This is a genomic window from Flavobacterium hydatis (genome assembly GCF_000737695.1).
GTDB lineage: Bacteria > Bacteroidota > Bacteroidia > Flavobacteriales > Flavobacteriaceae > Flavobacterium > Flavobacterium hydatis.
Genome location: NZ_JPRM01000021.1, coordinates 1 through 25,468 on the forward strand (window position 1 = coordinate 1; position 25,468 = coordinate 25,468).

Consider the following 25,468-nt stretch of genomic DNA (forward strand, 5'->3'; position numbering starts at 1 on the left):
AATAGCGGAAATTTAAAAAAAATATTTTAAAATTTTAATTGATAAACATAAAGAATATTCTTTCAAAATGAATATTCTTCAATTTTATTGAAAAAAAATTTCTTTTAATAAAAGAAGAAAAAAGCATCTTCATCCCTTTTCACAATAAAAACAACCAATTATTAATCAAATAAATACATCTCAACAAACCAGATTTGGTTGTTTTTTATTATTTCGAAATGTGATATTTTTAGAATTACTAAGAAAAAGTTTTACCCAAATCGTTTTGTGTATTCCAAAAATAGTTGCATTTTTGCACCCGCAATGGCAAACAGGCCCGTTCGTCTATCGGTTAGGACGCATGGTTTTCATCCATGTAAGAGCGGTTCGATTCCGCTACGGGCTACCAAGAAAAAGCTTCAGAGAAATCTGAAGCTTTTTTCGTTTATACTTACTTTTAAAAAACTTTTTTACCACAAAGAGCGCAAAGAACTACACAAAGGTTCACAAAGTTTAATGAATAGCTTTGTAAATCTTTTCGGTTAAATCAACAAAAAAAGAAAGACTGTATTAATAAATAAATTATAGTAAAATGGAGCAAATCTTAAAGAAACTAAACTTTTTTATTGAGAACAATTTACCTCTTATGCTGTCAAATTATACTGAAGATGATTTTGACACGATTTTAGACGAAAGAGATGAAAATTATTTTTCTGAAAAATGGATGGAAATATTTGATACCATCCAAGAGAAAGTTAACGAAAGTAAAACAGACAACACTATTAGTGATCGTTCAAGAGAAAAAGTTTTTAAACTGGTATATTCTATAACAAATCACCCAGATTTATCTTCCTACGTATCTGATGATTTTGGATTAATAATACAATCATTAGAAATTAATTATAATAACTATTGGCTAAATTCCCTTTGGCTAGAATATAAAAAGGGTAATTTACCACATGGATTATTAGCGGAAACTAAAGGAGAATTAATTGATTTAATCTAAAAAAGAAAGCTTCAGATTTCTCTGAAGCTTTCTTTTTTAGAGAACTTTTGATATTATATAGTGACATTTATAATTCTTCCTTCACTCTAACTCCATCCCTTCTAATAATATATGCGGGAATACCAATTACGGTACAATTTTCAGGAACATTTTTTACAACTACTGCATTTGCTCCAGCTTTAGAGTTATTTCCCATTTTTACTTTTCCAATTATTTTAGCACCTGCATTAATTGTTACATTATCTCCTATTTCAGGACTATCCGTTGCATTAGAAAAACCAATTGTTACTTGCTGATTAATCCAGCAATCGCGACCAATAGATTTAGCAGATATTATTGTTGCAAAACCATGCTGAATATATAATCCTGGCCCAATGTCTTTTGTTAGAATAAACAGAGTATTCATTATGGGACATAACCAATTTATTAAAAAAGAAATCTTTCCAACTCTTTTATAAAAAACGTTTCTATATTCTGGATAAAATGTCATCAGCGTTAAGAAACCAAATTGAAGATTACTACCTGAATTAGTTATCTTCAGCCAACGTTCGACATCATAATGTATTACTTTTTTATTCTTATGAAAATTAAACAAAAGAATATGAGGCAAAAGCCGTATCGCACTTAATATTACAACGATTTTTTTTATATTATTTTTCATGTTATTTACTGTAAATGCAAAATCTATCTTTGCTTAAATGATATTACTGAATATAGGCGCAAGAAAACTCATATACTCCCAAGTTAAAATAAATCCGTAAAGCCTTGTTTGGTTTCATTTTTACAAATGTATAGTAATTATCCTACTTATCATTCGTCTTGATTTATATTTTAAGGAAACATTAGACTTTACATTTTTCTATAATAGATATTGAGAGCATTAAGAGGCCTAAATTATAATCTCTCATTCTTAGACTTATCTCCTTTTTTGTCTTTAATAACTATCCTAAAAGATACGAGGTTTTTATGCATTTTATAAGAGGTAAAAATTGCGCAAATACTAAGATATTAATGCAATTTTTAATAAAAACATTTTGCAGAACGCATCATTATAACACATTCATAAGTAAATCCCTTTCGATAATTACTCTTTTTCAACACATTAGAAACACAAAAATGTATACTCGTGTCTTAACAATTTAATAATATATTTTCCTAGTAACTGAGTTTGTTCTAATAAATGTTTTTATAAATTTGTGCCCTTGTATTTATTGGCTTTTACTTCATAGTATTAAGACTTGGTAACCAAATACACTTTCATTTTGTCACCTATATATTAGCAACTAATCATGAAATCCTTTTTACTTTATAGTTAATATAAAAGAGAATAATTTTCTCTTAAAAAGCCTACTTCTGAAATCTTAAATCATTTACATCAAAAAAATACCACTGCTTATATAAATCCCTAAATAACAACAACACAACAACAAAAACAGAACAACAACTTACAATCTTTATCCAAAAAAAATTATTAAATTATAACAGTAATTAAATCCAATGCTTAAAAAAAACAAATCCCAAATTCTAATTTTTACCCTTTTAAGTTTCTTTTTTTCTATCAATTCGTTTTCTCAAAAAAACATTTATGCTGGAATTGAAATCGGACGTAGAGCAATAAAAACTTCTGTTGTAGAGGTAAATAATATCAAGAAAGCAGACTATAAGATTCTCTATTTCTCGAATGAGAGAATTAGCCTTGCTGATCATATTGCTACTTACGGAGAACTTCCTCAGGACGACATCAATAAAACTGGAAATATAATTCTTAATCAATTGAGAGAAATAAGAGCGAAATTTAAAATCCCTGAAGAAAATATTTTTATAGTTGCTGCTCCTGCTTTTTCATCTGCTCGTAACATTGATGTTTTAACAAATAGAATCTCTGTTCTAACTAGCAAAAGTTTTGATATAATTAATGTTGACGAAGAAGCTAAAATTCTAGTTAAAGGTGCTATACCACCTGTTGACTATGCTAATGCTCTACTCCTTGATATTGGTGCCCAAACTACTAAAGGCGGATACATTGATGAGATTGGAGAGAACAGATTAGAGTTTATACCTCTTGAGCTTAATTTTGGTACAATGACACTTACAGATGCTGTAAAGAAAACAGTTGTTAATCAAAGTCAAGCTAATGATATGTCAACCTATCAGGAAAAGGCTTTTGATTTTAACCCTGTTCTACGTAAAAAGATAAAAGAAATGCTTGACGCAAATCCTCTTTTATTAAAAAAAGAAAAAATCTATTTATCAGGAGGAGCAGTCTGGGCATTTTCGGCTCTTTATTATGATGAAAACACTAAAGATCATTACATTTCTTTCACGTTAGAGGACGTTTTGAATTACGATGCAATCCTGAAAAATAATTTCACTAAGTTTAGTAGTTTTGCCAAAACGAATTCTGAAGCAGCTAGAGTTTTGAGTACATATGACCAGCGATACCTTATTTCAGCAAACAACATACTAGCGACTTGTCTGGAAAGTATTCCTAATTTAGAGAAAAAGAAAATATACTTTGTAAAAGACGGGCAAGTAACTTGGCTTATGTCATACATTGCAGATCGTTCTAAAAAAGTAAATACTAATTTTTAAGTATTTTTTTAGCGCTCTTACAAAGTCTATTCTGTTGTTATTATAGAACTTATATATAAACCCATTAGGGCATTAAGCAAAGCTTCAGAGAAATCTGGAGCTTTACTGTTTTTAGAACCTTTTTATTATGATTCGTAAAGCTTTAAATAAGAAAAAAAAATCCCTGGCAATTGCTGAAATTTTAATTATACTATCTTAATTAAATATTGTCTACACTATTTGAGAAATCATCATAATAGCAATAAAGGAAACCACTACAAAGACTATTGAGTTTACGATTCTATCTTTTCTCTTCATTGAGTTTTCTGATATATCCAGCGGCGTTAATTCTTTTTTTCTTGTTTTATTTGCTTTCATATTTTTTAATTTTAATTCACATTATTTTGCTTCTAACAAGGCAAATGGCATGCCAAACAAATCATAATAAATCAAACTACTGAATATCATCAAATTAAAACGAAAGCATGATAATTTTACTAATATATCCCTATCAAAACGATAAGGCCTACCATCCAAAATGAGAGCAATATCACTCTTTTAGGAATAAAAATCTTTATATTAAACTATTTTAAAGAACTAATAAATGATGTTTTACTCACAATGATACTAAGTAGCGATAACAATTAGATGTTTGCATGAAGTTAATAAATTACGTTATGCAGCTATTTTTTTGCAAGACACAATTTATAATTTTATATTTACCCTGTTCGTTTATAGCTAGCAAAACATACTAATATCACTTCTTTTTAGATACTCTTTATTGCTTGCTCACAACTTAGATAATTTGAATACAAAGAATAAATTAAACAATTTTACTTATGAAAAAACAATTTCTACTTTCAATCTTTGCTTCACTTGGTTTTATGATGGCATCACAAGCACAGGAAAAAGGTACTAGCGACCTTAGTGTTAATATAGGTTTTGCAACATCTACAGAGCTATCAAATCTTTTTACGGATGTTCTTTCTAGCGCTTTTACTGGTAATGTAGTTAAAACTAGTGATATGAAAGCAGGACCAACTTTTGGTATAACATATCGTTATGCGATTGCCAATAGATGGATGTTGCAAGCAGATGGATTTTATCAAAAAATGTCGCAAGATGTATATGTAGGAAATGCAAAAGAAGGCACTGTCGATTACTCTTACATTACTGTAGGTTTAGGTACAGATTATCGTTATATCTCTAATAATATTTTCCAAATGTACTCTGGAGTTGCAGTTGCTTACACATCTGAGAATGTAAAAAATTCAGGAGGTGAAACTTCTATTGATGGAGATGGTTTTATAAACTATCAAGTAAATGCTTTGGGCTTTCGTGTAGGGAAAAAATTTGCCGCTTTTGCCGAATTAGGATTTGGATATAAAGGTATCATTAACACAGGCGTTTCATACCAGTTTTAATATTCACAGAAAAAATATAGGGTTTTAATAAATTCCTCTATTACAACAAAGCTTCAGAGAAATCTGAAGCTTTGTTGTTTTTATTTTATGCTTGTTTTAAAATAGTATTGAAAATAAGCAAACCGAAACTACCATTTTTTTAGTTTGTGATAATTTCTTTTTTATTCTTTTTGATATAATCAATAAATTTCTTTTCTCTTATTTCGGTATTATCATACCAATTACTTTCTATCTTATCTATTAACTCAAATAATTTTGAGTCAAAATCATCTGAATCTTCGTCTAATTGTTCCGGCATTTCTTGTTCTAAAAACGAATCTTTATATGTCTCGAATACCTCAACTATTTTTTTAAAATCATTGTAATCGGATTTATTTCCTGTTGCTTCCAACATTTCTAGATATCCGTCATTATACTCTCCTAAACTTTCTATCAAGATTGAGTATATTCCGCCATTATCTATCATCCCTCCAACAATATGAAACAAACTAAAATGATTTTGAACATCATTTAATTTACTCTGATTGTTTTCAAAAATTACTTCTTGGTAGTATTCTAATACTTTCATATTGGTATCAAAATCCTCAGGAAAAATATCGAATTCTTTTATTTCTAATTTTAGCTTATCCATTATTATTTATTCTTCTATTACAAAATCAAAATTCCCATCAGCGGGGATGGTTAATATTCCTTTTTTATGCATTTCGTCTGTTGCTTGTGTATAGATAAAATGGTACCACCAAATAAAGAACTCTTCAAAAGATATTTCCTTGTCGTAGCCTAATTTAGTATAGATTTTTTTACTGTATTCTCTTTCGCTTTCCAGAATTTTTAATAAGTCTGGCAAATAGTTTTTAGCTATTTCTTCAAACAAAATATTGTCTGATTTAGAAACTAAATTTCCGAATGAATTTGTTTGTACATGAAGTCTGTTATTTCCGTAAACACAAACATCTTTGCCATCTATTCGTTCTGACTGATTTCCGTAAATTCCAAAAGATTCTGTTTTTGAGTTTGTGTTTTCGCTGATTCTGTAATAGTAATAATTTCCATGTCTTAAAGGTCTGTCTTCTTGCTTAAGAAATCCTTTTTCGACATCATTAATTTGCCAGGAATCTAGTAGTACATTACTTAAAATAAGGAATGACCATTTTTGGAAATCCTGTGTTTTTGATATCTCTGTTTTTCCAAATTGCAGCTTTATATCGGCTAAATTTTTAATTATTGATTTGGTAATTTTTTCCGAAATTGGTTTTGCATATTTATAAAGCAGTTCTCCATCTTTTGCATCGGTAATAAAAACTGTTGGTTTATACTGATTATTAATTTTATGAAGCCAATTTTTCGATTCTAACAAGGTAATTAATCGTGACATTTTTTCGTCACTAAACCTTGTGTATTTCTGAAAATCAGCTGGTAAAAAGCCTTTATGCAGCGCAAATAAAAATATATCTAAACTGTCTTTACGTGTTTTGAAATTAGGAAAATTATCTCCTCTCGAAATTAGAGATTGCTCGATTTTTAATTTAAAAATATCATCGATTTTGTTTTGAGCATTTATGTTTTTTCCAAATAATAGAAAGATAATGGCCAGTAATTTCAGTCTTTTCATTGCTTTTTTTCAGATAGTATTGCTACTTATTTTAGTTAGTTAATGATAAAAAAAGCAAATTATAAATGATTTCACATCACATAACTTGCTTTTTCACCAACGCTAATATATAAGTATTTATACTACAAACAATAAATTATATTATATTCAATCCTAACCCACTGGGTGTAATTAGTTTTAACACATAGAAACATAGATTTTGGTACTCTCAAAAAAGGCGTTTCACTTATTTAAAATACACAAAGCTAGCTATGTGAAAGAAATGCATTTCTTTTTGTGCTCTTTTTTACACATAAAATCTATGTTTCTATGTGGTAGATAAAACTTTTATGCCTCGAGTAGAATAGACGAAATAATTACACCCAACAGGCTAATTCTATATATTATATTTACCTCGGTATCTGTGGACGTTCCATTTTGTATTGTCTTCCCGATAAGGTTTTAATAAAAGAAACTAAGGCTACAATCTCATCATCATCTAGGTTTAGCGGCTGCAACAATACATCAGTTTGCGGAAATAAAGGATCTGCTGCTTTCTCGCTTTCGTCTGGATCTATCATGTGCATTCCGCTATTGTATATATTAACAATACCAGTCATATTATCAAACAAACCATTATGCATCCATGGTCCTGTGTACATGACATCGCGAAGTGAAGGCGTTCTAAATTTCCCGACATCTTCTGCCTTTTTAGTAATATGATAAAGTCCTAAATCTTCATAGTCTCTTTTGTAATAGGTAAGTCCTATATTGTGGAATGATTCATCGGTAAAATATTTCCCCGAATGGCAATTCATACAACGTGCTTTGGTACGGAAAAGATGCAAGCCTTGTATTTCCTGATCAGATAATTGACTGTAATCTCCATCGATAAAAGCGTCAAATCGGCTTCTTTTGCTTAGTATTGTTTTTTGGAAAGTTGCCAATGATTGCAGGATTTTCTCATAAGTAACATTGGCATTTCCGTAGGCATTCTGAAATAAAACCGCGTAGCCTTTAACATTTTTTATCTTTTTAGCCAGACTTTTTGCATCCATATTCATTTCATGATGTGCCGTAATTGGTCCTTGCGCCTGCTCTTCTAACGTTGTTGCGCGACCATCCCAAAAGAATGATTTTCGGGCATTAATATTATACAAAGACGGTGTATTGCGCTTGCCTTGCAAATGGTCATTACCCAAAGATACCTCTCTCCCATCTCCCCAAGCCAGTTCTGGATCGTGGCAGCTACTACAAGAAACCTGATTAGAACCTGAAAGTTTTGGGTCAAAAAAAAGCATCTGCCCAAGTATAACTTTAGGATCATCCATCCTTTCGTAATAACTTGTATCCACATCTAGCGGTTCAAATTCTTGCCAAGTAACACCTTTGTCGATTGTTGGTTTTGGCCATTGATTTATTGGCTTGCTATAAAGTTCGCGCCAATTGGTATTTGCCATTTTTTCGCTTATTGTAGCACTAAAACTCAATAACGAATGTACAATACCAATGGATAGAATAAGAAAAAGTGTTTTTAATAAAATAGACTTCATTATAAAGTAATAGAAATTTTGCAATGCTTATTAAAACGTCATTCCTAGTGACATTTGAAAATAAGTATTGTTTATGTTTTTAGAATAATTGTAGTAATCCAAACCAGTTTTGACGAAAAAATTAAGCTCTGCTTCATATTTGTAATCCCATCGTGCTGTTAGATTTACTTTAGTATAGGCTGATGATAAGTAAGCAAAATTATAATCTAACATTTCAAAAATTTGATTTGTATTTATGCGGTCACTAAGTTTCATTTTTGAATCTAAAGCCCAACTATGTTCTAAAGATGTTGAGACTTTAATTAATGATTGTGATATAAGTTTTGACACAGAAAAATCTAATCGGCCAATTCCTTGCTGAATATCAATAGTTCTTAAGGGATCGATATACTTTGTGGCTGTATTTTTAAGATTAAAACTTGGCTCAACAGACCATGATAATTCTGGGTTAAGAATACTGTACAAGCCTGAAAATATAACCGATGTAACTTGATTGATATATTTAGTTGCTTCGGATATTTTGATGTAAGATGATGAAGTTTTGTTATCGAATATGTTTTCGGTTCCTGCTCGGTCTATATAATAAAATCCGATTTTTGTACCCCAAGCCTTTTCTTCTGATTTTTTTAAATAAGAAAGTTCTCCATCATAACGTTTTTCCAAAATACTGGATGCAATAAGGTTTTGAAATTCGGTCATTATTTTTTCATAATCAAAATGGTTGTAGCCAATAGATAAAGCAAATCCATTCCTGTCTTTTGGGAATAATTGCACGTTTGCGCCATATCCTTTCCCATCATAATAAGAGCTCAGTTTGTTTCCTGTAAGTAGGTTGTTATACACTCCAAGTCCTGTCATATGGTAAACTGCCGGGGCACCTAACTCACTAAAGAATTTTAAATTATTAGACTGTGTGTATTTTTGCAAATTAATAGCTGATCCTATCGCATAATGATTTCCTATGTTTCGGGATATTCCGAGTGCTACTTTTAGATCCGAAACTGTATTTTTAGGTCTGGGATCTATATCTCGGTATTCCATCAAGGCACGATATTCGGCAACGATTCCTAGTGTCATTTTTTGATATCCTTTAGAATATCCTCCTCTAAAAGAATATTCTTCAAAAGAGAGATCCCCTCCTATAGAATCGGCAGTTACATAAGGATATATTATCTGATAATCTGAGCTTTCGTTCCAACGCACATTTTTGCGTAGACCATTTTTATAGTTTGCATTTCCCCAAACCGTATTTTTAGTATCAATCTTATAATAGGATTGTGCGTTAATAAGAAACTCACCAATACCGTTTCCTAATTGCTGAATATTGGTTTGCTGCGATGAAGCATTATAACCCGTGCTAAACTCTGATAAGGAATAGCGTCGAGCATATTGCATATTTGCAGGATTTGTATAAAATGCGCTAGAAAAATTATTCTCAGGAGCTAAATTTTCATGAATCCGAATTAGAACCGAAGTACTATCCTGTGCATGAAGCATAGCTGAACTAAAAATAATAAATAGAAAGATGGAACGAAAACTCATGATTAAATTATTAATTCATTAAAGATGGTTTAGCCTCTGGGCTAAAATCTAAAGTAGAGTTATTGGTATCCTTCAATTCTTTTTTACCTTTTGAATTTGTTGAAAGTACTTTACGACGAATACTTTTCCCGTAACGACTTTGGTCAGCATCCACTTTTCCGCAGAATGTCCATCCCATGTCTAATGATGGATCTGTAACAATCCATTGAAATTCCGATGCAACACTTAGATTTACAGCATCTACAATCCATGTATTAGGAATAGAATAAACACTCTCTCCCATAGGATAACTTTCTCCTCCTACTACCAAGTTATATTCATAATCATACGTGTAATCTGCTAAATAAGTGCTTTTGTTTATTGGCAAACGAGCTATAACAAAACTCTTGAATCCTCTGTTATGAACTACCATCGATGAGAATAAATTCTCCATATTAGGAACCGCAGGATTATCTACATCATCGGCATCTTCTGTGTAAAACTCAAAATTAGCTGTTCTTAAATCAATCGAACTTGGGTTGTATTCTTTATGATTAATTGCATCTTCGGCAATTATAAAAAATCCGCCTGGAGCAATAGGATATGTAGTTCCTGTTCCAGGGACAATAGCAATTGCCGATGCTGCAAAAGATTTTGCCATAATATTAGGCGTATAAGCCTGTTTTTCTGTGGTCATAAATTCCGATTGGGCAATCATTAATCCATCTGCGTATAATATCTTATCTGTATTGTTGTAAATTTTAAAGTATTTGTCTCCCAGATATTGTTTTCCTTCGGCAGTTTTTGTTCCTGTAAAAAATACCTCTTCGATAATAAAATCAGATTGGCTTGTTTTCAGAAAAAGATTTAAGGAAACCAGCGCTGTTTTTCCTGTAATAACAACCGATTCTTTATAACCACTTACAGCTGCCTCAACAGTGCTTTGACCTGCTGAATAATGAATTTTTCCGTTGATGGAAATCTCATAAGATCCCTCGTTTAATTCGATAGAAAGATCATTATTTACAAATGATTTACTCTCTGTTACTTTTCCTGTATTAAGCTCTTTAAAAGATACCGAAAGGTTAGAAAGTGCAACATTATTTAAATCTTCTGGGTTAACAAGTCTTAGGGTTAGAGCTGTTTGTTTGTTGCTATAGTTATCATCATCTTTTGAGCAAGATTGTAGTAAAGCCATTATGGCCATTGTGAGATAAATGGGTAATAATTTAATTTTCATAATCGAGGTATTTATTTAATATTAAAGGTTATAAATTCAAGTTTAATTCCATCCCGAAATAAGGAGAAGTAAGCCCTCTTTGCTCTATCTTCTGTCCATTGATTTCGTAATTCTGATAGTAACTAAAGAGTCGGTTAACGAACATTGATATTCTGATTTTTTTATAAAAGTCTTTTGAGATTTTTAAATTCATATTCATCGACATTGGGATGGTTCTTTTCTGAAATAAATCTTCGTTGTATTTTATATCCAGCCATTGCAAAATAGGATCTGATTTATCTTTTTCGAGATAAGGATATTGTTCTCCCGAAGGATTTATATAAGAAATCGGTGTTCCGTTCATAGGGGTAGATTGGTTGCTTTTAAACCACATAAATTGAAAGGAACTCGAGAACTCTAAACCAAGTGAAGGGATATAAGTATCGACAATTAAGTTTGTGTTTAATTGCTGTTTTATAGAACCATCATCCCACTGATAAAGTCCTAAATAAGGAAGTCGTTTGCCATTAATAATGATATCTTTTTGTCCGCTTTTATAAACAGGATTACTATTTGTATATGTTGTTTTAAACCAAGCTCCATTTACAGTAAATCGCGTATTTATAGCTTTAAAACGTTTAGACGAAAACTGAAATTCAACACCACTTTTAAGCAGTTTACTTCCGTTGTTTGTAATGTTGTAAGTGGTTAATAAAGTATCCATTACAAAACTCATTTCGGCAAGATCAGGTTGCGATGTTAATGCAGAAGAATCTATAGAACTACTATCGTATTTTTTATAGGAAAGTGCATGATATCGTGAACCATTTCGGAATCCAGAATCTAAACGTTCGTTAAAATAAGTAACCGAGAATCGATTATTATCATAAGAGAAATCAGTACGAACTTCCCATTTCTTATTTATTGCTGGCGTTAAATCATAATTTATTGCTGACGTTTTATAAGTCATTAAATTGATTCTTCGGTATTCGGGAGTATTATGATAATAATTAAGCTGTACCAAATCATTATACACATAATCGGGATAAAGCTGCGCCAATGTTGGGAACTTGGTATATTGCCCTGCTCCTACTGTAAATTCTGTTTTTAATGCATGTTTCCCTATCTGGAAAGACGGAAGTACCCATTGTGCATTAATTCTAGGATCTAAATAATATTTTCCGTGTATGGCATAAGCCGATGGCACATTTAATAATGACATGGCTCGAATACCGCCCGCCATGTTTAATTGATGTTTTCCTAAAGGAATTGTAATAGCATCTTCGGCAAAAAAAGCAATATCTGTACTGGCAGGAATATCCTTGTAGGATCTTGGGCGTGTTGTCATTTCTGGAGATGGCGGATGGGTTGTATCATAAACCTGACCTTTCCCGTTATTCTTAGAATATGTCCACTCCGAACCCGCTTTTAAAGCATGTTTTATTCCGAATAAGCGAACCTCAAAATCTCCCATTGCTTTAAGAAAAGCATCAAATGGTTTCCCATCAACCAGAAGTTCTGAGGCGTATTGTGGCGTTAAAAAAATACCGTCGGATTCTCCTTGTTCCGTATTATTAGGTATCGCAGTAGCATTTGTTACTTGTACCCATTTGGTTTGTTCGATTTTATCATATTGCTGACTAAGTGATGTAGATACTTGAATCGATTTTAAAAATCGTGATGTTTTAAAGTCTAAGTCGAAAGAATTGGCTACAGAAAATCGATTATAATCAGAACTATATCTGTCTGTTTTTGCATAACCCACATTTGGGTCTGCTTTCTCATTATCCATCGAGCCACTATAATCTAAACTAGAATCCCATTGAAGCAAATGTGAATCATTCTCCCATGTTTTTTGTGCTCGTATAGATGCTGTGATTCTTTTGTAGTTTTCGAAACTATTACGAGGATCCGATTTTGCATCGAGATAATCAAGTCCAACATTTAATACAAATCGTTTTTCTTCAGATTCAAATCCTTTCCCTAAATAATACAGTTTACTAAATTCATCTGCTTTAAAGCGAGATTCCCAATTACTGCGTCCTCTTTTTCGTTTAATTTTAATAAGTCCGCTGGTTAAATCACCATATTCTACAGAAGGAATACCTCTTATAATTTCGACTTTCTCAATTTGATCTGTAGATATAGAACGCATATCTACCCCTTTAGAAGTTGTGTTTCTGCGTGTATTTGCATAGCCAGAACCCGGAGTAATAGTCATTCTTGGTCCTGTCGAATATTGCAAATTTGCATCGGTGTTAAGAGGAATTCCGTCGATTACAAAAGCAGTTCCAAGAGATGAAATATCATAATTAGAATCGGCTATCCCTACTTCTCTTAATTTAATATGATTTGAAGCATTAAACACAGGATCTTTGGAGCGTCCGCCAGGTAATAATTCTAATAAATCTGTAAAGCTCGAAGGCTGCAAATGTTGCATCGCTCTTTTATCAATAATAGAAGTACTTGTCAATCCTCGGGATTCTGTAGCCGTGATAACAACTTCGTTTAGCTCAATACTTGCAGGTTTTAATTCTAAAGACAAGCTTTGATTGGTTGTAAATTCCAGCTTCTTTTCGATGGTTTCGTAACCTGTATGTGATAGTTTTATTTTGTAACTACCATTTGCAATAGCATTCAAGACAATACTTCCAAAATCGTCTGATTGTATTTCGTGTTTCTTAGATAATCCTTCTACAGTTAGTAAAGCCCCTTTTATGGGTAGTTTACTTTCGGCATCTTTAACGGTAATCTGAATAGTTGATTTATCTATATTTTGTGTAAAACCAAGGTTAGAAAATAAGATAAATAATAACAGAATAATGCTTTTAGAAAATATGGATGGGAGACTATTACAATAAGTCATTGTAGTTAATTTGTAATGCAGTTATGTGGTATATAACAGAAAGGTGATTAAAAGTTGCAAATATAACTTAATTTAGACTCGATAAAAATAGTAGGCTTTAAAAAATAAAATATCCCATATTTAAAGGGCTCGGCGTTCTTGTCTCTCCAAAAAATAAAACACTAATTATCAACTTCTTAATAGTTTGATTTATCAGATTTAGTCTCTAAAATAAATTTCTCCCTTAACCGCATGTGCGTATGAAAAAGAATACAAAGCAAATGTGATTTAGCATTTTTGTAGTTTACAATAACCGCTATACCAAAAGTTAAAGTTTAAAATCATGACATCTGATTATCAGTATTTAACTACATTTTAAATGTTTTAAAACTAAATAATGAAAGAATAATTTTACAATATGATTTTAATTGCTGTAATTTGCGACAATTATTATCGTAATTATCTATTAAAATGAAAAAACAACTATTAATTATCGGAGGTGGGTTTGCAGGTTTTTGGAGTGCTTTAAGCGCAATACGTCAAAGTCGCGAACTAAAAAAGGAAAATGAATTAGAGGTAACTTTAGTTAATATGGATGAGTATATGACTATTCGCCCAAGATTATACGAGGTTTCTCTAGAAGGTTTAAGAGTCGAATTGAACAAATATTTTAAACCACTAGGTATTAATCTTATTATTGGTAAAGCCGAAATCATAGATCCTGAACAAAAAAAAGTAACAGTAGCTACCGAAAGCGGATCAAGACTACTGAGCTATGATTATCTGATTTTATCGTCTGGAAGTGTCCTGAAAGCAATAAATATTCCTGGTATCGAAAACACATTTAATGTAGACACTTTTTATGGTGCTCAGAAACTAGAAGATCACTTAATACAACTAGCCAATAAAAAATTTGAAGGCGATGGCGCTACAACTTTTGTAGTTGCAGGAAGCGGTTTAACAGGTCTGGAAGTAGCAACGGTTATCAAAGAAAAAGCAAATAAAATATTAGCCGATCTTGGTCAGGATGCCATAGAATTTGAAGTGGTACTTATCGAAAAGTCTGAAAAAATCGGAAGCTATTATGCTCCTGACGCACAAGATTATGTATTAGAAACATTAAAAGCCAAAAATATTAGCGTTGCAAATGGTGTGTATCTCGCTGCTGTAGAGAATAACGGAGCTACATTAAGCGATGGTCGTTTTATTCCTTCGCAAACGGTTATCTCGACAGTTGGATTAGTAGCAAGTTCGCTTTGTAACTTTTTTAAAGGAGAAAAAGACAAACTAGGACGTCTTCATGTAAATGAATATCTAAAACTAGAAGAATATCAAAATGTAATCGCTGCTGGCGATGTTGCTAATATTCCTGTAGATGACAAAGGAAATAGTTCGCTTATGGCTTGTCAGTTTTCTATGTTTCTTGGTAAATGGGCTGGGCATAATGCAGTTAACGACTTGTTCTCGCAACCGCTTAAACCGTACAGATATACAGATTATGTAACTTGTTTGGATTTAGGTCAGCAAGACGGAATGCTAACTAGTGGATGGGATCGCAAACTGGTTGCCAGCGGAATGGAAGGAAAGACTATAAAAATGGAGGTTACTACAAAATTAATCTATCCTGCAGATGATGTTAAAGCTGCACTAGAAGAATCTTATCCTGAAGTTCCTAATGTTAGCGAAAAAGCTGTTTAATATTGAAACTAACACGTTGGCGTAATTTTCAACACATAGAAACATAGTTTTTGTTTGCTTAAAAAAAGGCATTTCACTTATTTAAAATACACATAGTTATATTATGTGAAAGAAATGTATTTCTTTTTGTCTCCTTTGCGATACATAAAATCTATGTTTCTATGTGTTTAATATTTTTTATGGCCCAAACGAAGCGAACAAACTAAGTAATTACAGCCAACGAATTAAAACTAGATTCTTATGTATTTTATAAAATTAATTGTATGCCAACTTTAGGAAAGAATGTAGAATATGCAATACACTCCTTGGTGTATTTAATAGATAATCCTGAGGGAATTACGATTACTGTACGTGATTTGGCTAATTTCCAGAACATATCAGAATCTTATCTCGCCAAGGCTTTTACTAAATTAAAAAAAGCAGGAGTTGTACGCTCGAATATAGGTGTAAAAGGCGGATATAAACTCGCCCGATCTGCATCTGAAATCACATTTCTGGATATTGTTCTAGCTGTAGAAGGGGAAATATCTTTTTTTGAATGTAACGAAATCAGAGGCAATTGTGTATTGCTAGACAAAGAAAATCTTCCTTGGAAAAAAGGTCAATATTGCGCCATACATCTGGCAATGATCGAGACTGAAAACAAGATAAAGGAATCGTTACAAGAAAAAAACCTGCAATGGGTTCATGATACAATTCGTAGACAATACGGACAGGAAATGATTGATAAAACACAAAACTGGTTTCAGACAAACGTCTTTGATTCTAAATAGTTTTTGCTGAAGTTATAAGTTCAAATTCTTATTCTTGCAACAAAAAAGTCCTTAAACATTAATTGATGTTAAAGGACTTTTTTTATTGAGATTCTGTCAAACCATATTATAACAACTAACCAATAACGCAACGCATTGTTGTAGTTAGTTTTTTAAAGCCTGCTTTTTCGTATGCTTTTACTGCCGATTCATTCTCATCGTATACTTCCAATCTTACTTCTGTTATTCCATGAGATAAAACCCATTTCTTAAGATCGCTAAGCAATAAATTACTAATACCTTTTCCTCTAAATTCTGGGCTTACAAACATAAAACCAAGATATCCGAATGATTCATGTTTCTGGAAAACTTTTGCTGCTCTTATTTGTGCATATCCACATCCGATAATTTGATTATCATATTCGACAACCAGAACTTCTGTAACCTCATCTAATATAAGTTCTTGTATATCATAATAGAATATTTCACCTTCTTTTAATGTTGGATCAAAAGGACGTTCTGCATTAACAAGCTGTTGCAAAAATCCTGAAAGTTTAGGCAAATCAGCATTTGTGGCTGGCCTTGTCGCTATGTTTTTGTTATTTATATCCATATTTCAAATATATGCAAAATAGTAATGAATAGTCCTCTGTCAAAGACGTAAATCCCAACTTAAAGAATTGGATTTACATGAAATAAAAGCTTAACTAAGTAATCTAATTTCAAAAAATTCTATTCTCAACTTTAATCAGATTACATTTTACGTTAATATTTTTCCTATATTAGCTTTAAATACATTGATTTTCAAACAAATACCACTAAAATTTTCTTTAATAGCATCTTTATTATTGATTAAATAAGTAAGCGATTATCTCATAATTCTGCTTACTACTTAAGTTGACTAAATACATTAATCCTTCCTGATTTTATTATTACCGATAATAACATATATGTACAACTAAAACAATATATTATGCACAAAAAAATCCTTTTAGCGGCATTCGTACTTATGAACGTTGCCTGTAATCAAAACACAAAAAAAACTTCGCCTACAGAAAATGTTAGTTCAACACTTACTGACGAACAAATTATTCAAACCGCAAAAGATGCTTATGAATATGCATTTCCTGTAATACTATTTTACACCACACAACGAGCTATGACAAATACAGACAAAATTGTTGTAGACAAAGGCCCTATAAGAGCACCAATTAATCAATTGGCAAGTGCTAATCATTTTCCTGATGCAAAAGATCATACGGTTATAAGAATGAATGTTGATACGTATTACTCCATGGCATGGATGAATCTCGAAAAAGAACCTCTCGTACTCCAGATTCCTAATACAAATGGGCGTTATTATCTCATGCCTATGCTTGATGCCTGGTCGAATGTATTTTTCTGTCCAGGAAAAAGAAATACTGGTACTGAGGCACAAACTTACTTAATTACTGGCGCTGGCTGGAATGGTAATGTACCCAAAGGTATGCAACAAGTAAAAGCACCTACAGATATGGTTGCGCTAATAGGACGTACTCAGGTTAACAGTGCAAAAGACGGAATAGATGTCGTAAAAAAAATACAAGACGGATATAAACTCACACCTTTAAGTGCATACGGAAAACCATATACTCCACCTGCAGGAGTTATTGATCCTACTGTTCCTAAAAAAGCTCCTGGAGATGTTGCTATAGAAATGCCTACCACAGAATTCTTTAATACTTTTAATAAACTATTAGTTAGTAATCCTCCCGCTACTGCTGACTCTGCTATTGTAAAAAAAATGGCATTAATTGGTATTACTCCCGGTGGAACATTTGATGCTTCTAAATTCTCTAAAGCGGTACAAGATTCTCTAAAAACCATACCTAATTGGGGAAAAACTGAAATGGATAAAAATGGTTTTAGCTCAAGTAAACCAACTAACGGCTGGACTGTTATACGTGGTTTAGGTAGTTATGGTACAGATTACAAATTCCGTGCTGCAGTTGCATATAGCGGTTGGGGTGCCAATCTTGATGAAGATTCTATGTACCCTAGTTCAAATGTAGATTCAGATAATGAACCTTATGATGGCTCCAAACATAATTACATTCTACATTTTGATAAAGGACAAACTCCACCAACAAATGCTTTTTGGAGCTTGACCATGTATGACCCAACAGGCTTTTTTTATGAGAATCCGCTTAATCGTTATGCAATTGGAGACAGAAACCCATTAAAGAAAAATGCCGATGGTTCTGTCGATATTTATATTGGATACAAAAACCCTGGAAAGGATAAAGAGAACAATTGGCTACCGGCGCCAAAAACTCCTTTTAATTTATTGCTTCGCGTTTACTGGCCAAAAGAAGAAATGACAAAAGGAAGCTGGAAAATACCGAGCGTAAAAAAGCAATAATTTTAAGAAACCTAAATTGAGTTATATGAAAAATTTATATTCATTATTTGCTTTATTCTTAATTTCTTTTTCAAATTTATTACAAGCCCAGAACTTAGAGGTAACTCCAAAAAACCAGTCCCCTGAAAAATTACCAAGACCAGATTTTCAATTTAAAGGGACTGTTGGAAGAACATATCTAGATTCTGATCCATCTCAGTTTCCAAAATTGGTTACTGCACCAAAAGGTGCTCCAAATATTGTTATTATCCTAATTGATGACGCTGGTTTTGGACAATTCGGAACCTTTGGTGGAGCAACACCAACTCCTGAACTTGATAAATTAGCTGCAGAAGGATTACGCTATAATCGTTTTCATACCACCGCAATTTGTTCTCCAACCCGAGCAGCATTACTTACAGGGCGAAATCATCATGTAGCAGCAACTGGCGGTATTGCAGAATCTGCAACTGGATATGAAGGTTATACTTCAATAATACCAAAGCGTACAGGTATGATTGCCGAAGTTTTACGACAAAATGGATATGCAACGGCATGGATAGGAAAAAATCATAATACACCTCCTTGGGAAATAAATCCGCGAGGACCTTTTAATAATTGGCCAAACGCTTGGGGATTTGACTTTTTCTATGGTTTTATGGGAGGGCAAACAAGCCAATATAACCCAATGCTTTATGAAAATCATAATATTGTATCAATGCCAGCAGACCCTAATTATCATCTAACAACTGATTTAGTAAATCATGCCATACAATGGGTTGATAATGTAGAGGCCGTTCCCGGTGCACCTTACTTTTTGTATTTGGCTCCAGGTGCTACTCACGCTCCACATCACGCTCCAAAAGAATGGATTGATAAATTTAAAGGTAAATTTGATGATGGCTGGGATAAATACAGAGAATTGACCTTTGAAAGACAAAAAAAATTGGGTGTTGTACCTCAAAATGCAAAACTTACGCCGAGACCTAAAGAAATACCAGCTTGGAATACTCTTTCTCCTGATCAAAAAAAGGTGGCATCAAGAATGATGGAAGTTTTTGCAGGTTTTACTGCACATACGGATTACGAAATGGGACGTTTTCTAGATAACCTTCGTTCAAAACCTGACTGGAATAATACACTTGTATTTTATATCGTAGGAGATAATGGTTCTAGTGCAGAGGGTGGATTAAATGGAACTATTGATGAAGTTAGTTATTACAATGGATTTGAAATGCCATTTAAATCTGCTTTAGATAAAATTGATGAAATTGGTGGGCCAACCTTACATAATCATTTCCCCGTTGGTTGGGCTTGGGCAATGAATACACCTTTTCAATGGACAAAGCAAGTAGCTTCGCATTTTGGTGGAACAAGAAACCCTTTAATCATATCATGGCCCTCTAAAATAAAAAGTAATGGTGGATTACGTTCTCAATTTCATCATGTTATCGACATAGTTCCTACCATATATGAGGTTACAGGAATTACACCTCCAACAGAATTAAACGGAATTGTACAAGACCCAATAGAAGGTGTTAGTATGGCTTATACCTTTAACGATGCTAAAGCAAAAGAACAACACAAAATACAATATTTTGAAATTTATGCCAATCGAGCCATTTATCAAGATGGTTGGGTTGCAGCGTCGATTGCCAATATCCCTTGGGCTCCTTCTACTAAAATAGTAAATGCAGATGAAACAATTTGGGAGTTATATAATATTGATGAAGATTTTTCGGAAGCGAACAATCTTGCTACAAAAATGCCTGACAAACTAAAACAAATGCAAGAATTATGGTGGGCAGAGGCTGCCAAAAACCATGTATTACCTGTAGACACAAGACCTTTGGCAGCACGCATTAAACCTGATGAAATACCAAATCCTACACGGGGTATCAATTCGATACAATACAGTGCTGGAACTGGTGGAATTATGGAAGGCTCAGCGCCACACCTAGCAAGTACTTCGTTTTCATTAACTGCGGATTTAGAAATTCCACAATCAGGTGCAGAAGGAATGTTGTTTACAATTGGCGGCTATACTGCTGGATTTGGCTGGTATATACAAAATAATAAACTAGTTTTTAGCTATAATAATTTTACCGATCGCTCTAAAATTACTTCAACACAAGATTTAAGTAAAGGAAAACATAAACTAAAAGTCGAATTTATTTATGATGGAGGTGGATTAGGCAAAGGAGCTACTATAAAGTTATATGATGATGGAAAAGAAATTGGAAAGGGACATTTAGAAAAAACTGTTCCTGTAGCATTTTCTTCTTTTGATGGTATTGACGTAGGTATAGATAGAGGTGCTCCTGTGGATTTTGACTATAAAATGCCTTTCAAATTTTCAGGAAAACTTGATAAAGTAATTTTAGATTTAAAATAATATAATCTATAATTTACAACAATCGATTTACTCATATTAATCTCAAAGTAAAAGATAAAATAATAAAGCCTGAAAACTTAATTTTTCAGGCTTTATTTGTTTGTATTATTTCGGTTGTTGTTGCGTTACACAATGCACCATTCCTCCGTTTTTATATAAATTTCTAACATCGATTCCTATAACTTTTCTTCCCGGAAACAAACCTGCAATAATACCATTTGCCACAGCATCATTAGGATCATTATAGTTAGGTACTAATACCTTTCCGTTGGCTATATAAAAGTTAATGTAACATCCTTTAAATCCTAAATCGGTTCCGTTTGTAGTTACTACATCGTTTTGCGATAATGGCAAATATACTTTGGTGTAAGCCTGATTATTTTTGTTAGAAGCATTATACAATAAATTGATATCACTTTGTTTTAATCCCCAATCTAGCAAATCATCATTATTCATGGTTACCAATTTATTACCAGGAACAAACTTTGCAATTCCGTCAATATGCATATCGGTTACATCATCTTTACTAAATCCTCCTTCTAACCAAATAAATTTTGTAGCACCATAATACTTCGTAAAATTAGCTTCTGCTTGGGCTTGTGTCATACCGTAATTTCTGGTAGATCTATTTTTCTGACTCAAAACAGCACTTTTTGTAGCCATTAATACGCCATTACCATCTAGTTCTACAGCTCCACCTTCGTTTACCATAGGAACTTTTATTGCTGTCATACCAATTTGTGATGCTATAAATGATGGAATTGCATCGCATTTTTCATAACCAAATTTTTCTCCCCATCCATTAAATCCCCAGTCCTGAAGTACGATCTGACCTGATTGGCTTTTGGCAAAAATAGGACCATTATCTCTAACCCAAACGTCGTTTGTTTGGTGTATTTTAAAATCAACATTGGTTAATGGTACTCCTACTGTTGCCAGAAGTTTTTCTATTCTTGCTTTTTCTGTTGTATCATACGCTATAATATGAACTTTTTCTGTAGACTCTAATGCTTTAGTCATCGCAACCCATGTTGCATCCAGACTATTACGATAACTTACTCCATACTCATATTGATGAGGCCATTGTAACCAAGTTCCTTCATGAGTCGAAGATTCTTCTGGCATCGTATAAAGAACAGAAGTAAGTGGCTTAGTTGGATCTGGTTTAGATGTTGTTGCATCAAGATCAGCACTATCGCAAGCCGAAATTATAATTGCAAAAGTCATAGTTAAGATTGCTTTATTTTTCATTTTTTTGTTTTTAAATTATTTATACTCTTTAGTATAACTATCATTCCTTCTTTATTTTTAGGTCAAAAATCATTGACAAATACGAGAAAGGGTTTAATAATTATTCGACAAATAGAATACTTATTAAACCCTTATTTATTTTTTTTCTCCCAAATGGATTGTTTTGGGTACAGAAAGTTTGTTTTGCTTATTTTTTAGTCAATTTTCTTACCCAATTTGGTTAGAAATTCTTGCTTATTTAGTTTGCTAATTGGTACTTTATGACTGGTAATAATTGCCTGATTACCATCTATTAACTCTACCTTATTTAGGTTTACAATAAAGGAACGATGGCAGCGATAAAAAACTTGTTTCGAAAGTTCCTCTTCCATTGCTGTTAAAGCAATTAAAGTCGTGTAATTTTTTTTCTCCGTAACAATTTTCACATATTTATGAAGTCCTTCTATGTACAAAATATCTGCCAGAAGTATTTTAATATGCTGATGGCTTGATTTTATAACTATCGATTTATCTACAAAAGTGGCTTCGGTAACATCTTTGGTATCATTCTCTAAATTCAATAATTCTAATGCTCTGGTTGCAGCTTTATAAAAGCGTTCAAAGGTTATTGGTTTTAGTAAATAATCTACAATATTTAATTCATATCCATCCAATGCAAATTCGGAATAAGCTGTTGTAAAAATTACTTTCGGCGGATTTTGCAATGATTTTAAAAAGTCTATTCCTGATAGATGCTGCATCTGAATATCTAGAAAAACCAAATCGACTTTATGTGTTTTTAGGTATTTGTCGGCTTCAATTGCAGATGAGCATTCGTGTACAACTTCTAGTTCTGGAATTTGCAACAAATGTGTGCGTATTAATATACGGGCTAGCGTTTCGTCATCGACGATTAAACATTTATATACTGTCTTTGTTTCCATAAAAACTTAAGCTTACTTTATATATCGAATTGCTATTTTCAATTTTTAAATCGTATTCTTTCCCAAACAAATTTTTAAGCTGAGACTCTAAATTGTTCAATCCAATTCCTTGATTATTTGATTTAAACTGGAAAGAATTTGCAATCGTAAATTCAATCTTATTCTGGTTTGTTATTAAATCTATTGTAACAAATCCACTTTTACTTTCGATAATATCGCCGTGTTTAAACGCATTTTCTATAAGTGTAATGAGTAATAATGGCGGCACTTGTTTTACCGAATTATCATCAGATACATTAAAGGTTATATTATCCATCCCTTCTATCTGGCGGTATTTTTGAATCTGAATATACTTATTGATTATCTCAATTTCTGATGTTAAAGACGTATGTTTTTTGCTGCCTTCATAAAGAAAATAACGAAGTATATCTGCCAAAGTAGCAAGCATTTTTGGTGCATTATCACTTTTTATTACTGTTAATGTATAAATATTATTGAGTGCGTTAAATAGGAAATGCGGGCTTATTTGAGATTTCAGCAACATCATTTCGGCTTGTAGTTTTTCGTTTTCTAATTGCAATCGCAACTGTTTCTCCGTAAAATATTTATTAAAAACCCAAACGATATAGGAGATAAAAATAAAAAGGGAATGGTTTAAAAGAAAAGATGTAAAAGACTTTAATAAATCCTCATCATACAAAATAACATTTAAACCCGTAAAATAATAAATAGAGAAACTAAGACTTAATAAGGCAACCAGAGATGCGATATAGGCGATTTTTCCTTTTTTGTTTAAAACAAACGGAAGCAAAACCAATAGGTTAATATAAAATTCTGTACCAAAAAATATAACTTCAAGAGAAGAGCACAAAACACTTTCTTTGAAATTGTAAAATGAGGCCATATAATCAAATACGTATAAAAAGATAAATACCCAAAAAAGAATATGGTAGTAAATTTTATTCATTTGACTTTAAATTTTATGCAAAGTAAATAATTTAGAAGATACACTGGCAGTAAACGACTAATTGATTCTTTTATTGGTTAACCCAAAAAACTAAATTTAAGACTATCCTAAAAGTACTCATTTCTTCTTATTCGTCAAAAACAGTCTGAAAATATCCTGATAGATTGTTAAATATAACCTCATGCATATTTGTCTAGGTAATATCCATATTTGTCCATTGCGCCCAGAATAGAGGCTTTGTAATTTTGTATGTTACTAAAATATAGTTGCTTCTTTATACAAATCAAATGAACAAACTTAAATTAATCCGATACGTATTTGCCCTATTAATGATTTTTTTAATGGTTGGAGTTTCGGAATACTTAGGAGAAAAAGAAATTCTATTTCCAGAAATGGCTGCATTAGTACTTGGTTTCTGGGTTATTGATAAAAAAATATGGACTGTAAGCAGACCGATGTTTATTGTATTAATGACTGTTTGTGCTATTTTCGGGATTCTGATAGTTCGTTATTCGCCCTTTCCTTTGCTGGCAAATATTGTAATATCATTTGTTTTTACTTCGCTTTGCTTAATTACAACCCGCACTACATTAATTCCCATAACTTCTGCAGCAATGTTGCCTGTATTAATGGGAACTCACTCTATGATTTATCCTATTTCTGTTTTTATTATGAGCCTTTTGGTCGTTGCTGGACAATGGTTACTTGAGAAAAATAAATTGCGCAAAGTAATTCCTCTAAACTCAAAAAAAGGACGTTATGCTCATAGCTTTACACATTGGTTTAAATTGCTTTTCTGGTTGTTGCTCCTTGCAATAATTCCTGTATCTGCTGGCAAAATATATTATATCGTACCACCGCTAGTTGTACTATTTATAGAGTTTAGTTCTTCATCGGCTGGTTTTCGTAATCGTCCTGTACAAGTATATTTTGTAATGTTATTTTCGGCCGTTTTGGGAACATTTTTTCAGTATTATCTTCATACCACATTAGGTTTACCACAATCTTATACGGTGTTATTGCTGTTTTTATGTCTTTTCTTGTTTTTTGAAATCGTAGGTAAACCACTTGCTCCTGCTTGTGCCATTGCTCTTGTACCAATGATTATTCCGCAGGAAAATGTGCTTTCCTACCCTTTTCAGGTAGCTGTAGGAACTGCTGCATTTTTGTTTGTTGCAATGCTCTTTTTTCAGAAATGCTATCGATGGAAACGCGCACATCTTTTAGTTTGTTTTGTGCCTCAGTTTTTAAGATCCAGAATAGAACATCCAAAACGAAAAGTCAAAATTATTGAATAATATAAATAGCCAAAAATATCTGTTGGATACAATTAATTTTAACACATAGAAACATAGATTTTAAGTGTAAAAAAAGAATACCAAAAAGAAATACA

Annotated in this window: 20 protein-coding genes and 1 tRNA gene; 9 read left to right on the plus strand and 12 right to left on the minus strand. The window is 32.3% G+C overall.

What is annotated here, in order from left to right:
• The first annotated feature begins 313 nt into the window (after window positions 1-313).
• Together IW20_RS13560 and IW20_RS25365 are read left to right on the plus strand one after the other, a co-directional pair.
• Window positions 314-388 (plus strand) — tRNA-Glu (locus IW20_RS13560).
• A 183-nt stretch (window positions 389-571) separates the two neighbouring features.
• On the plus strand, window positions 572-985 hold the full coding sequence (locus IW20_RS25365; protein ID WP_051885754.1) for a hypothetical protein: 414 nt from the start codon (window positions 572-574) through the stop codon (window positions 983-985).
• 67 nt (window positions 986-1,052) lie between these two features.
• Here IW20_RS25365 and IW20_RS13570 read toward each other — a convergent pair whose 3' ends face one another.
• Window positions 1,053-1,646, minus strand: a complete 594-nt coding sequence (locus IW20_RS13570; protein WP_035623200.1) for a serine O-acetyltransferase — start codon at window positions 1,644-1,646, stop codon at window positions 1,053-1,055.
• A gap of 836 nt (window positions 1,647-2,482) precedes the next feature.
• Between IW20_RS13570 and IW20_RS13575 the strand changes: the two genes are divergently transcribed.
• On the plus strand, window positions 2,483-3,577 hold the full coding sequence (locus IW20_RS13575; RefSeq protein WP_035623202.1) for a Ppx/GppA phosphatase family protein: 1,095 nt from the start codon (window positions 2,483-2,485) through the stop codon (window positions 3,575-3,577).
• Window positions 3,578-3,787: 210 nt separating this feature from the next.
• On the opposite strand, the gene IW20_RS26335 is transcribed toward IW20_RS13575, so the two are convergent.
• A complete protein-coding gene (locus tag IW20_RS26335; protein WP_165571446.1) occupies window positions 3,788-3,934 on the minus strand; it encodes a hypothetical protein in 147 nt (48 codons plus the stop codon).
• Window positions 3,935-4,395: 461 nt separating this feature from the next.
• Between IW20_RS26335 and IW20_RS13580 the strand changes: the two genes are divergently transcribed.
• The gene (locus IW20_RS13580; protein WP_035623204.1) at window positions 4,396-4,980 is read left to right on the plus strand and encodes an outer membrane beta-barrel protein; all 585 of its coding nucleotides are present in this window, start codon (window positions 4,396-4,398) and stop codon (window positions 4,978-4,980) included.
• A gap of 139 nt (window positions 4,981-5,119) precedes the next feature.
• Here the strand turns inward: IW20_RS13580 and IW20_RS13585 are convergent, their stop codons facing one another.
• The 6 genes from IW20_RS13585 to IW20_RS13610 all read right to left on the minus strand — a co-directional run bounded on the left by IW20_RS13585 (window position 5,120) and on the right by IW20_RS13610 (window position 13,730).
• A complete protein-coding gene (locus tag IW20_RS13585) occupies window positions 5,120-5,611 on the minus strand; it encodes a DMP19 family protein (protein WP_035623206.1) in 492 nt (163 codons plus the stop codon).
• Window positions 5,612-5,617: 6 nt separating this feature from the next.
• Complete coding sequence (locus tag IW20_RS13590) at window positions 5,618-6,592, minus strand: hypothetical protein (protein ID WP_035623209.1); 975 nt, start codon at window positions 6,590-6,592, stop codon at window positions 5,618-5,620.
• 389 nt (window positions 6,593-6,981) lie between these two features.
• Window positions 6,982-8,124, minus strand: a complete 1,143-nt coding sequence (locus IW20_RS13595; protein ID WP_051885756.1) for a cytochrome-c peroxidase — start codon at window positions 8,122-8,124, stop codon at window positions 6,982-6,984.
• Between the two features lie 30 nt (window positions 8,125-8,154).
• Complete coding sequence (locus IW20_RS13600) at window positions 8,155-9,666, minus strand: DUF6850 family outer membrane beta-barrel protein (RefSeq protein ID WP_123869525.1); 1,512 nt, start codon at window positions 9,664-9,666, stop codon at window positions 8,155-8,157.
• A gap of 10 nt (window positions 9,667-9,676) precedes the next feature.
• The gene (locus IW20_RS13605; protein ID WP_051885758.1) at window positions 9,677-10,885 is read right to left on the minus strand and encodes a DUF4876 domain-containing protein; all 1,209 of its coding nucleotides are present in this window, start codon (window positions 10,883-10,885) and stop codon (window positions 9,677-9,679) included.
• A 28-nt stretch (window positions 10,886-10,913) separates the two neighbouring features.
• The gene (locus IW20_RS13610) at window positions 10,914-13,730 is read right to left on the minus strand and encodes a TonB-dependent receptor (RefSeq protein WP_051885760.1); all 2,817 of its coding nucleotides are present in this window, start codon (window positions 13,728-13,730) and stop codon (window positions 10,914-10,916) included.
• A gap of 450 nt (window positions 13,731-14,180) precedes the next feature.
• On the opposite strand from IW20_RS13610, the gene IW20_RS13615 reads away from it, so the two are divergent.
• Both IW20_RS13615 and IW20_RS13620 read left to right on the plus strand, forming a co-directional pair.
• Window positions 14,181-15,407, plus strand: a complete 1,227-nt coding sequence (locus IW20_RS13615; protein ID WP_051885762.1) for an NAD(P)/FAD-dependent oxidoreductase — start codon at window positions 14,181-14,183, stop codon at window positions 15,405-15,407.
• A gap of 263 nt (window positions 15,408-15,670) precedes the next feature.
• Window positions 15,671-16,180 carry an RrF2 family transcriptional regulator gene (locus IW20_RS13620; protein WP_035623214.1) on the plus strand — a complete coding sequence of 170 codons (510 nt, stop codon included), beginning with the start codon at window positions 15,671-15,673 and terminating at the stop codon, window positions 16,178-16,180.
• A 115-nt stretch (window positions 16,181-16,295) separates the two neighbouring features.
• Here IW20_RS13620 and IW20_RS13625 read toward each other — a convergent pair whose 3' ends face one another.
• A complete protein-coding gene (locus tag IW20_RS13625; RefSeq protein WP_035623219.1) occupies window positions 16,296-16,772 on the minus strand; it encodes a GNAT family N-acetyltransferase in 477 nt (158 codons plus the stop codon).
• A 360-nt stretch (window positions 16,773-17,132) separates the two neighbouring features.
• Here IW20_RS13625 and IW20_RS13630 point away from each other — a divergent pair, with 360 nt between their 5' ends.
• On the plus strand, window positions 17,133-18,560 hold the full coding sequence (locus tag IW20_RS13630; protein WP_035623221.1) for a DUF1254 domain-containing protein: 1,428 nt from the start codon (window positions 17,133-17,135) through the stop codon (window positions 18,558-18,560).
• A 25-nt stretch (window positions 18,561-18,585) separates the two neighbouring features.
• Window positions 18,586-20,934, plus strand: coding sequence for an arylsulfatase (locus tag IW20_RS13635; protein WP_035623222.1), 2,349 nt, complete (start codon window positions 18,586-18,588; stop codon window positions 20,932-20,934).
• Window positions 20,935-21,039: 105 nt separating this feature from the next.
• On the opposite strand, the gene IW20_RS13640 is transcribed toward IW20_RS13635, so the two are convergent.
• The 3 genes from IW20_RS13640 to IW20_RS13650 all read right to left on the minus strand — a co-directional run bounded on the left by IW20_RS13640 (window position 21,040) and on the right by IW20_RS13650 (window position 24,075).
• Window positions 21,040-22,185, minus strand: coding sequence for an agmatine deiminase family protein (locus IW20_RS13640; protein ID WP_035623224.1), 1,146 nt, complete (start codon window positions 22,183-22,185; stop codon window positions 21,040-21,042).
• Window positions 22,186-22,379: 194 nt separating this feature from the next.
• Window positions 22,380-23,108, minus strand: coding sequence for a LytR/AlgR family response regulator transcription factor (locus IW20_RS13645; protein ID WP_035623231.1), 729 nt, complete (start codon window positions 23,106-23,108; stop codon window positions 22,380-22,382).
• Window positions 23,086-24,075 carry a sensor histidine kinase gene (locus IW20_RS13650; RefSeq protein WP_035623234.1) on the minus strand — a complete coding sequence of 330 codons (990 nt, stop codon included), beginning with the start codon at window positions 24,073-24,075 and terminating at the stop codon, window positions 23,086-23,088. The genes IW20_RS13645 and IW20_RS13650 overlap by 23 nt, the downstream gene beginning before the upstream one ends.
• A gap of 287 nt (window positions 24,076-24,362) precedes the next feature.
• Between IW20_RS13650 and IW20_RS13655 the strand changes: the two genes are divergently transcribed.
• On the plus strand, window positions 24,363-25,373 hold the full coding sequence (locus tag IW20_RS13655) for a hypothetical protein (RefSeq protein WP_035623388.1): 1,011 nt from the start codon (window positions 24,363-24,365) through the stop codon (window positions 25,371-25,373).
• Window positions 25,374-25,468 lie beyond the last annotated feature (95 nt).

Excerpts from the sequence above, each read along its gene's own strand:
- IW20_RS13595 (WP_051885756.1), bottom strand. The coding sequence starts at position 8,124 with ATGAAGTCTATTTTATTAAAAACACTTTTTCTTATTCTATCCATTGGT.
- IW20_RS13610 (WP_051885760.1), bottom strand. The coding sequence starts at position 13,730 with ATGACTTATTGTAATAGTCTCCCATCCATATTTTCTAAAAGCATTATT.
- IW20_RS25365 (WP_051885754.1), top strand. The coding sequence starts at position 572 with ATGGAGCAAATCTTAAAGAAACTAAACTTTTTTATTGAGAACAATTTA.
- IW20_RS13585 (WP_035623206.1), bottom strand. The coding sequence starts at position 5,611 with ATGGATAAGCTAAAATTAGAAATAAAAGAATTCGATATTTTTCCTGAG.
- IW20_RS13650 (WP_035623234.1), bottom strand. The coding sequence starts at position 24,075 with ATGAATAAAATTTACTACCATATTCTTTTTTGGGTATTTATCTTTTTA.
- IW20_RS13640 (WP_035623224.1), bottom strand. The coding sequence starts at position 22,185 with ATGAAAAATAAAGCAATCTTAACTATGACTTTTGCAATTATAATTTCG.
- IW20_RS13605 (WP_051885758.1), bottom strand. The coding sequence starts at position 10,885 with ATGAAAATTAAATTATTACCCATTTATCTCACAATGGCCATAATGGCT.
- IW20_RS13625 (WP_035623219.1), bottom strand. The coding sequence starts at position 16,772 with ATGGATATAAATAACAAAAACATAGCGACAAGGCCAGCCACAAATGCT.
- IW20_RS13645 (WP_035623231.1), bottom strand. The coding sequence starts at position 23,108 with ATGGAAACAAAGACAGTATATAAATGTTTAATCGTCGATGACGAAACG.
- IW20_RS13590 (WP_035623209.1), bottom strand. The coding sequence starts at position 6,592 with ATGAAAAGACTGAAATTACTGGCCATTATCTTTCTATTATTTGGAAAA.
- IW20_RS13620 (WP_035623214.1), top strand. The coding sequence starts at position 15,671 with ATGCCAACTTTAGGAAAGAATGTAGAATATGCAATACACTCCTTGGTG.
- IW20_RS13635 (WP_035623222.1), top strand. The coding sequence starts at position 18,586 with ATGAAAAATTTATATTCATTATTTGCTTTATTCTTAATTTCTTTTTCA.
- IW20_RS13630 (WP_035623221.1), top strand. The coding sequence starts at position 17,133 with ATGCACAAAAAAATCCTTTTAGCGGCATTCGTACTTATGAACGTTGCC.
- IW20_RS13615 (WP_051885762.1), top strand. The coding sequence starts at position 14,181 with ATGAAAAAACAACTATTAATTATCGGAGGTGGGTTTGCAGGTTTTTGG.
- IW20_RS13580 (WP_035623204.1), top strand. The coding sequence starts at position 4,396 with ATGAAAAAACAATTTCTACTTTCAATCTTTGCTTCACTTGGTTTTATG.
- IW20_RS13570 (WP_035623200.1), bottom strand. The coding sequence starts at position 1,646 with ATGAAAAATAATATAAAAAAAATCGTTGTAATATTAAGTGCGATACGG.
- IW20_RS13575 (WP_035623202.1), top strand. The coding sequence starts at position 2,483 with ATGCTTAAAAAAAACAAATCCCAAATTCTAATTTTTACCCTTTTAAGT.
- IW20_RS13655 (WP_035623388.1), top strand. The coding sequence starts at position 24,363 with ATGAACAAACTTAAATTAATCCGATACGTATTTGCCCTATTAATGATT.
- IW20_RS26335 (WP_165571446.1), bottom strand. The coding sequence starts at position 3,934 with ATGAAAGCAAATAAAACAAGAAAAAAAGAATTAACGCCGCTGGATATA.
- IW20_RS13600 (WP_123869525.1), bottom strand. The coding sequence starts at position 9,666 with ATGAGTTTTCGTTCCATCTTTCTATTTATTATTTTTAGTTCAGCTATG.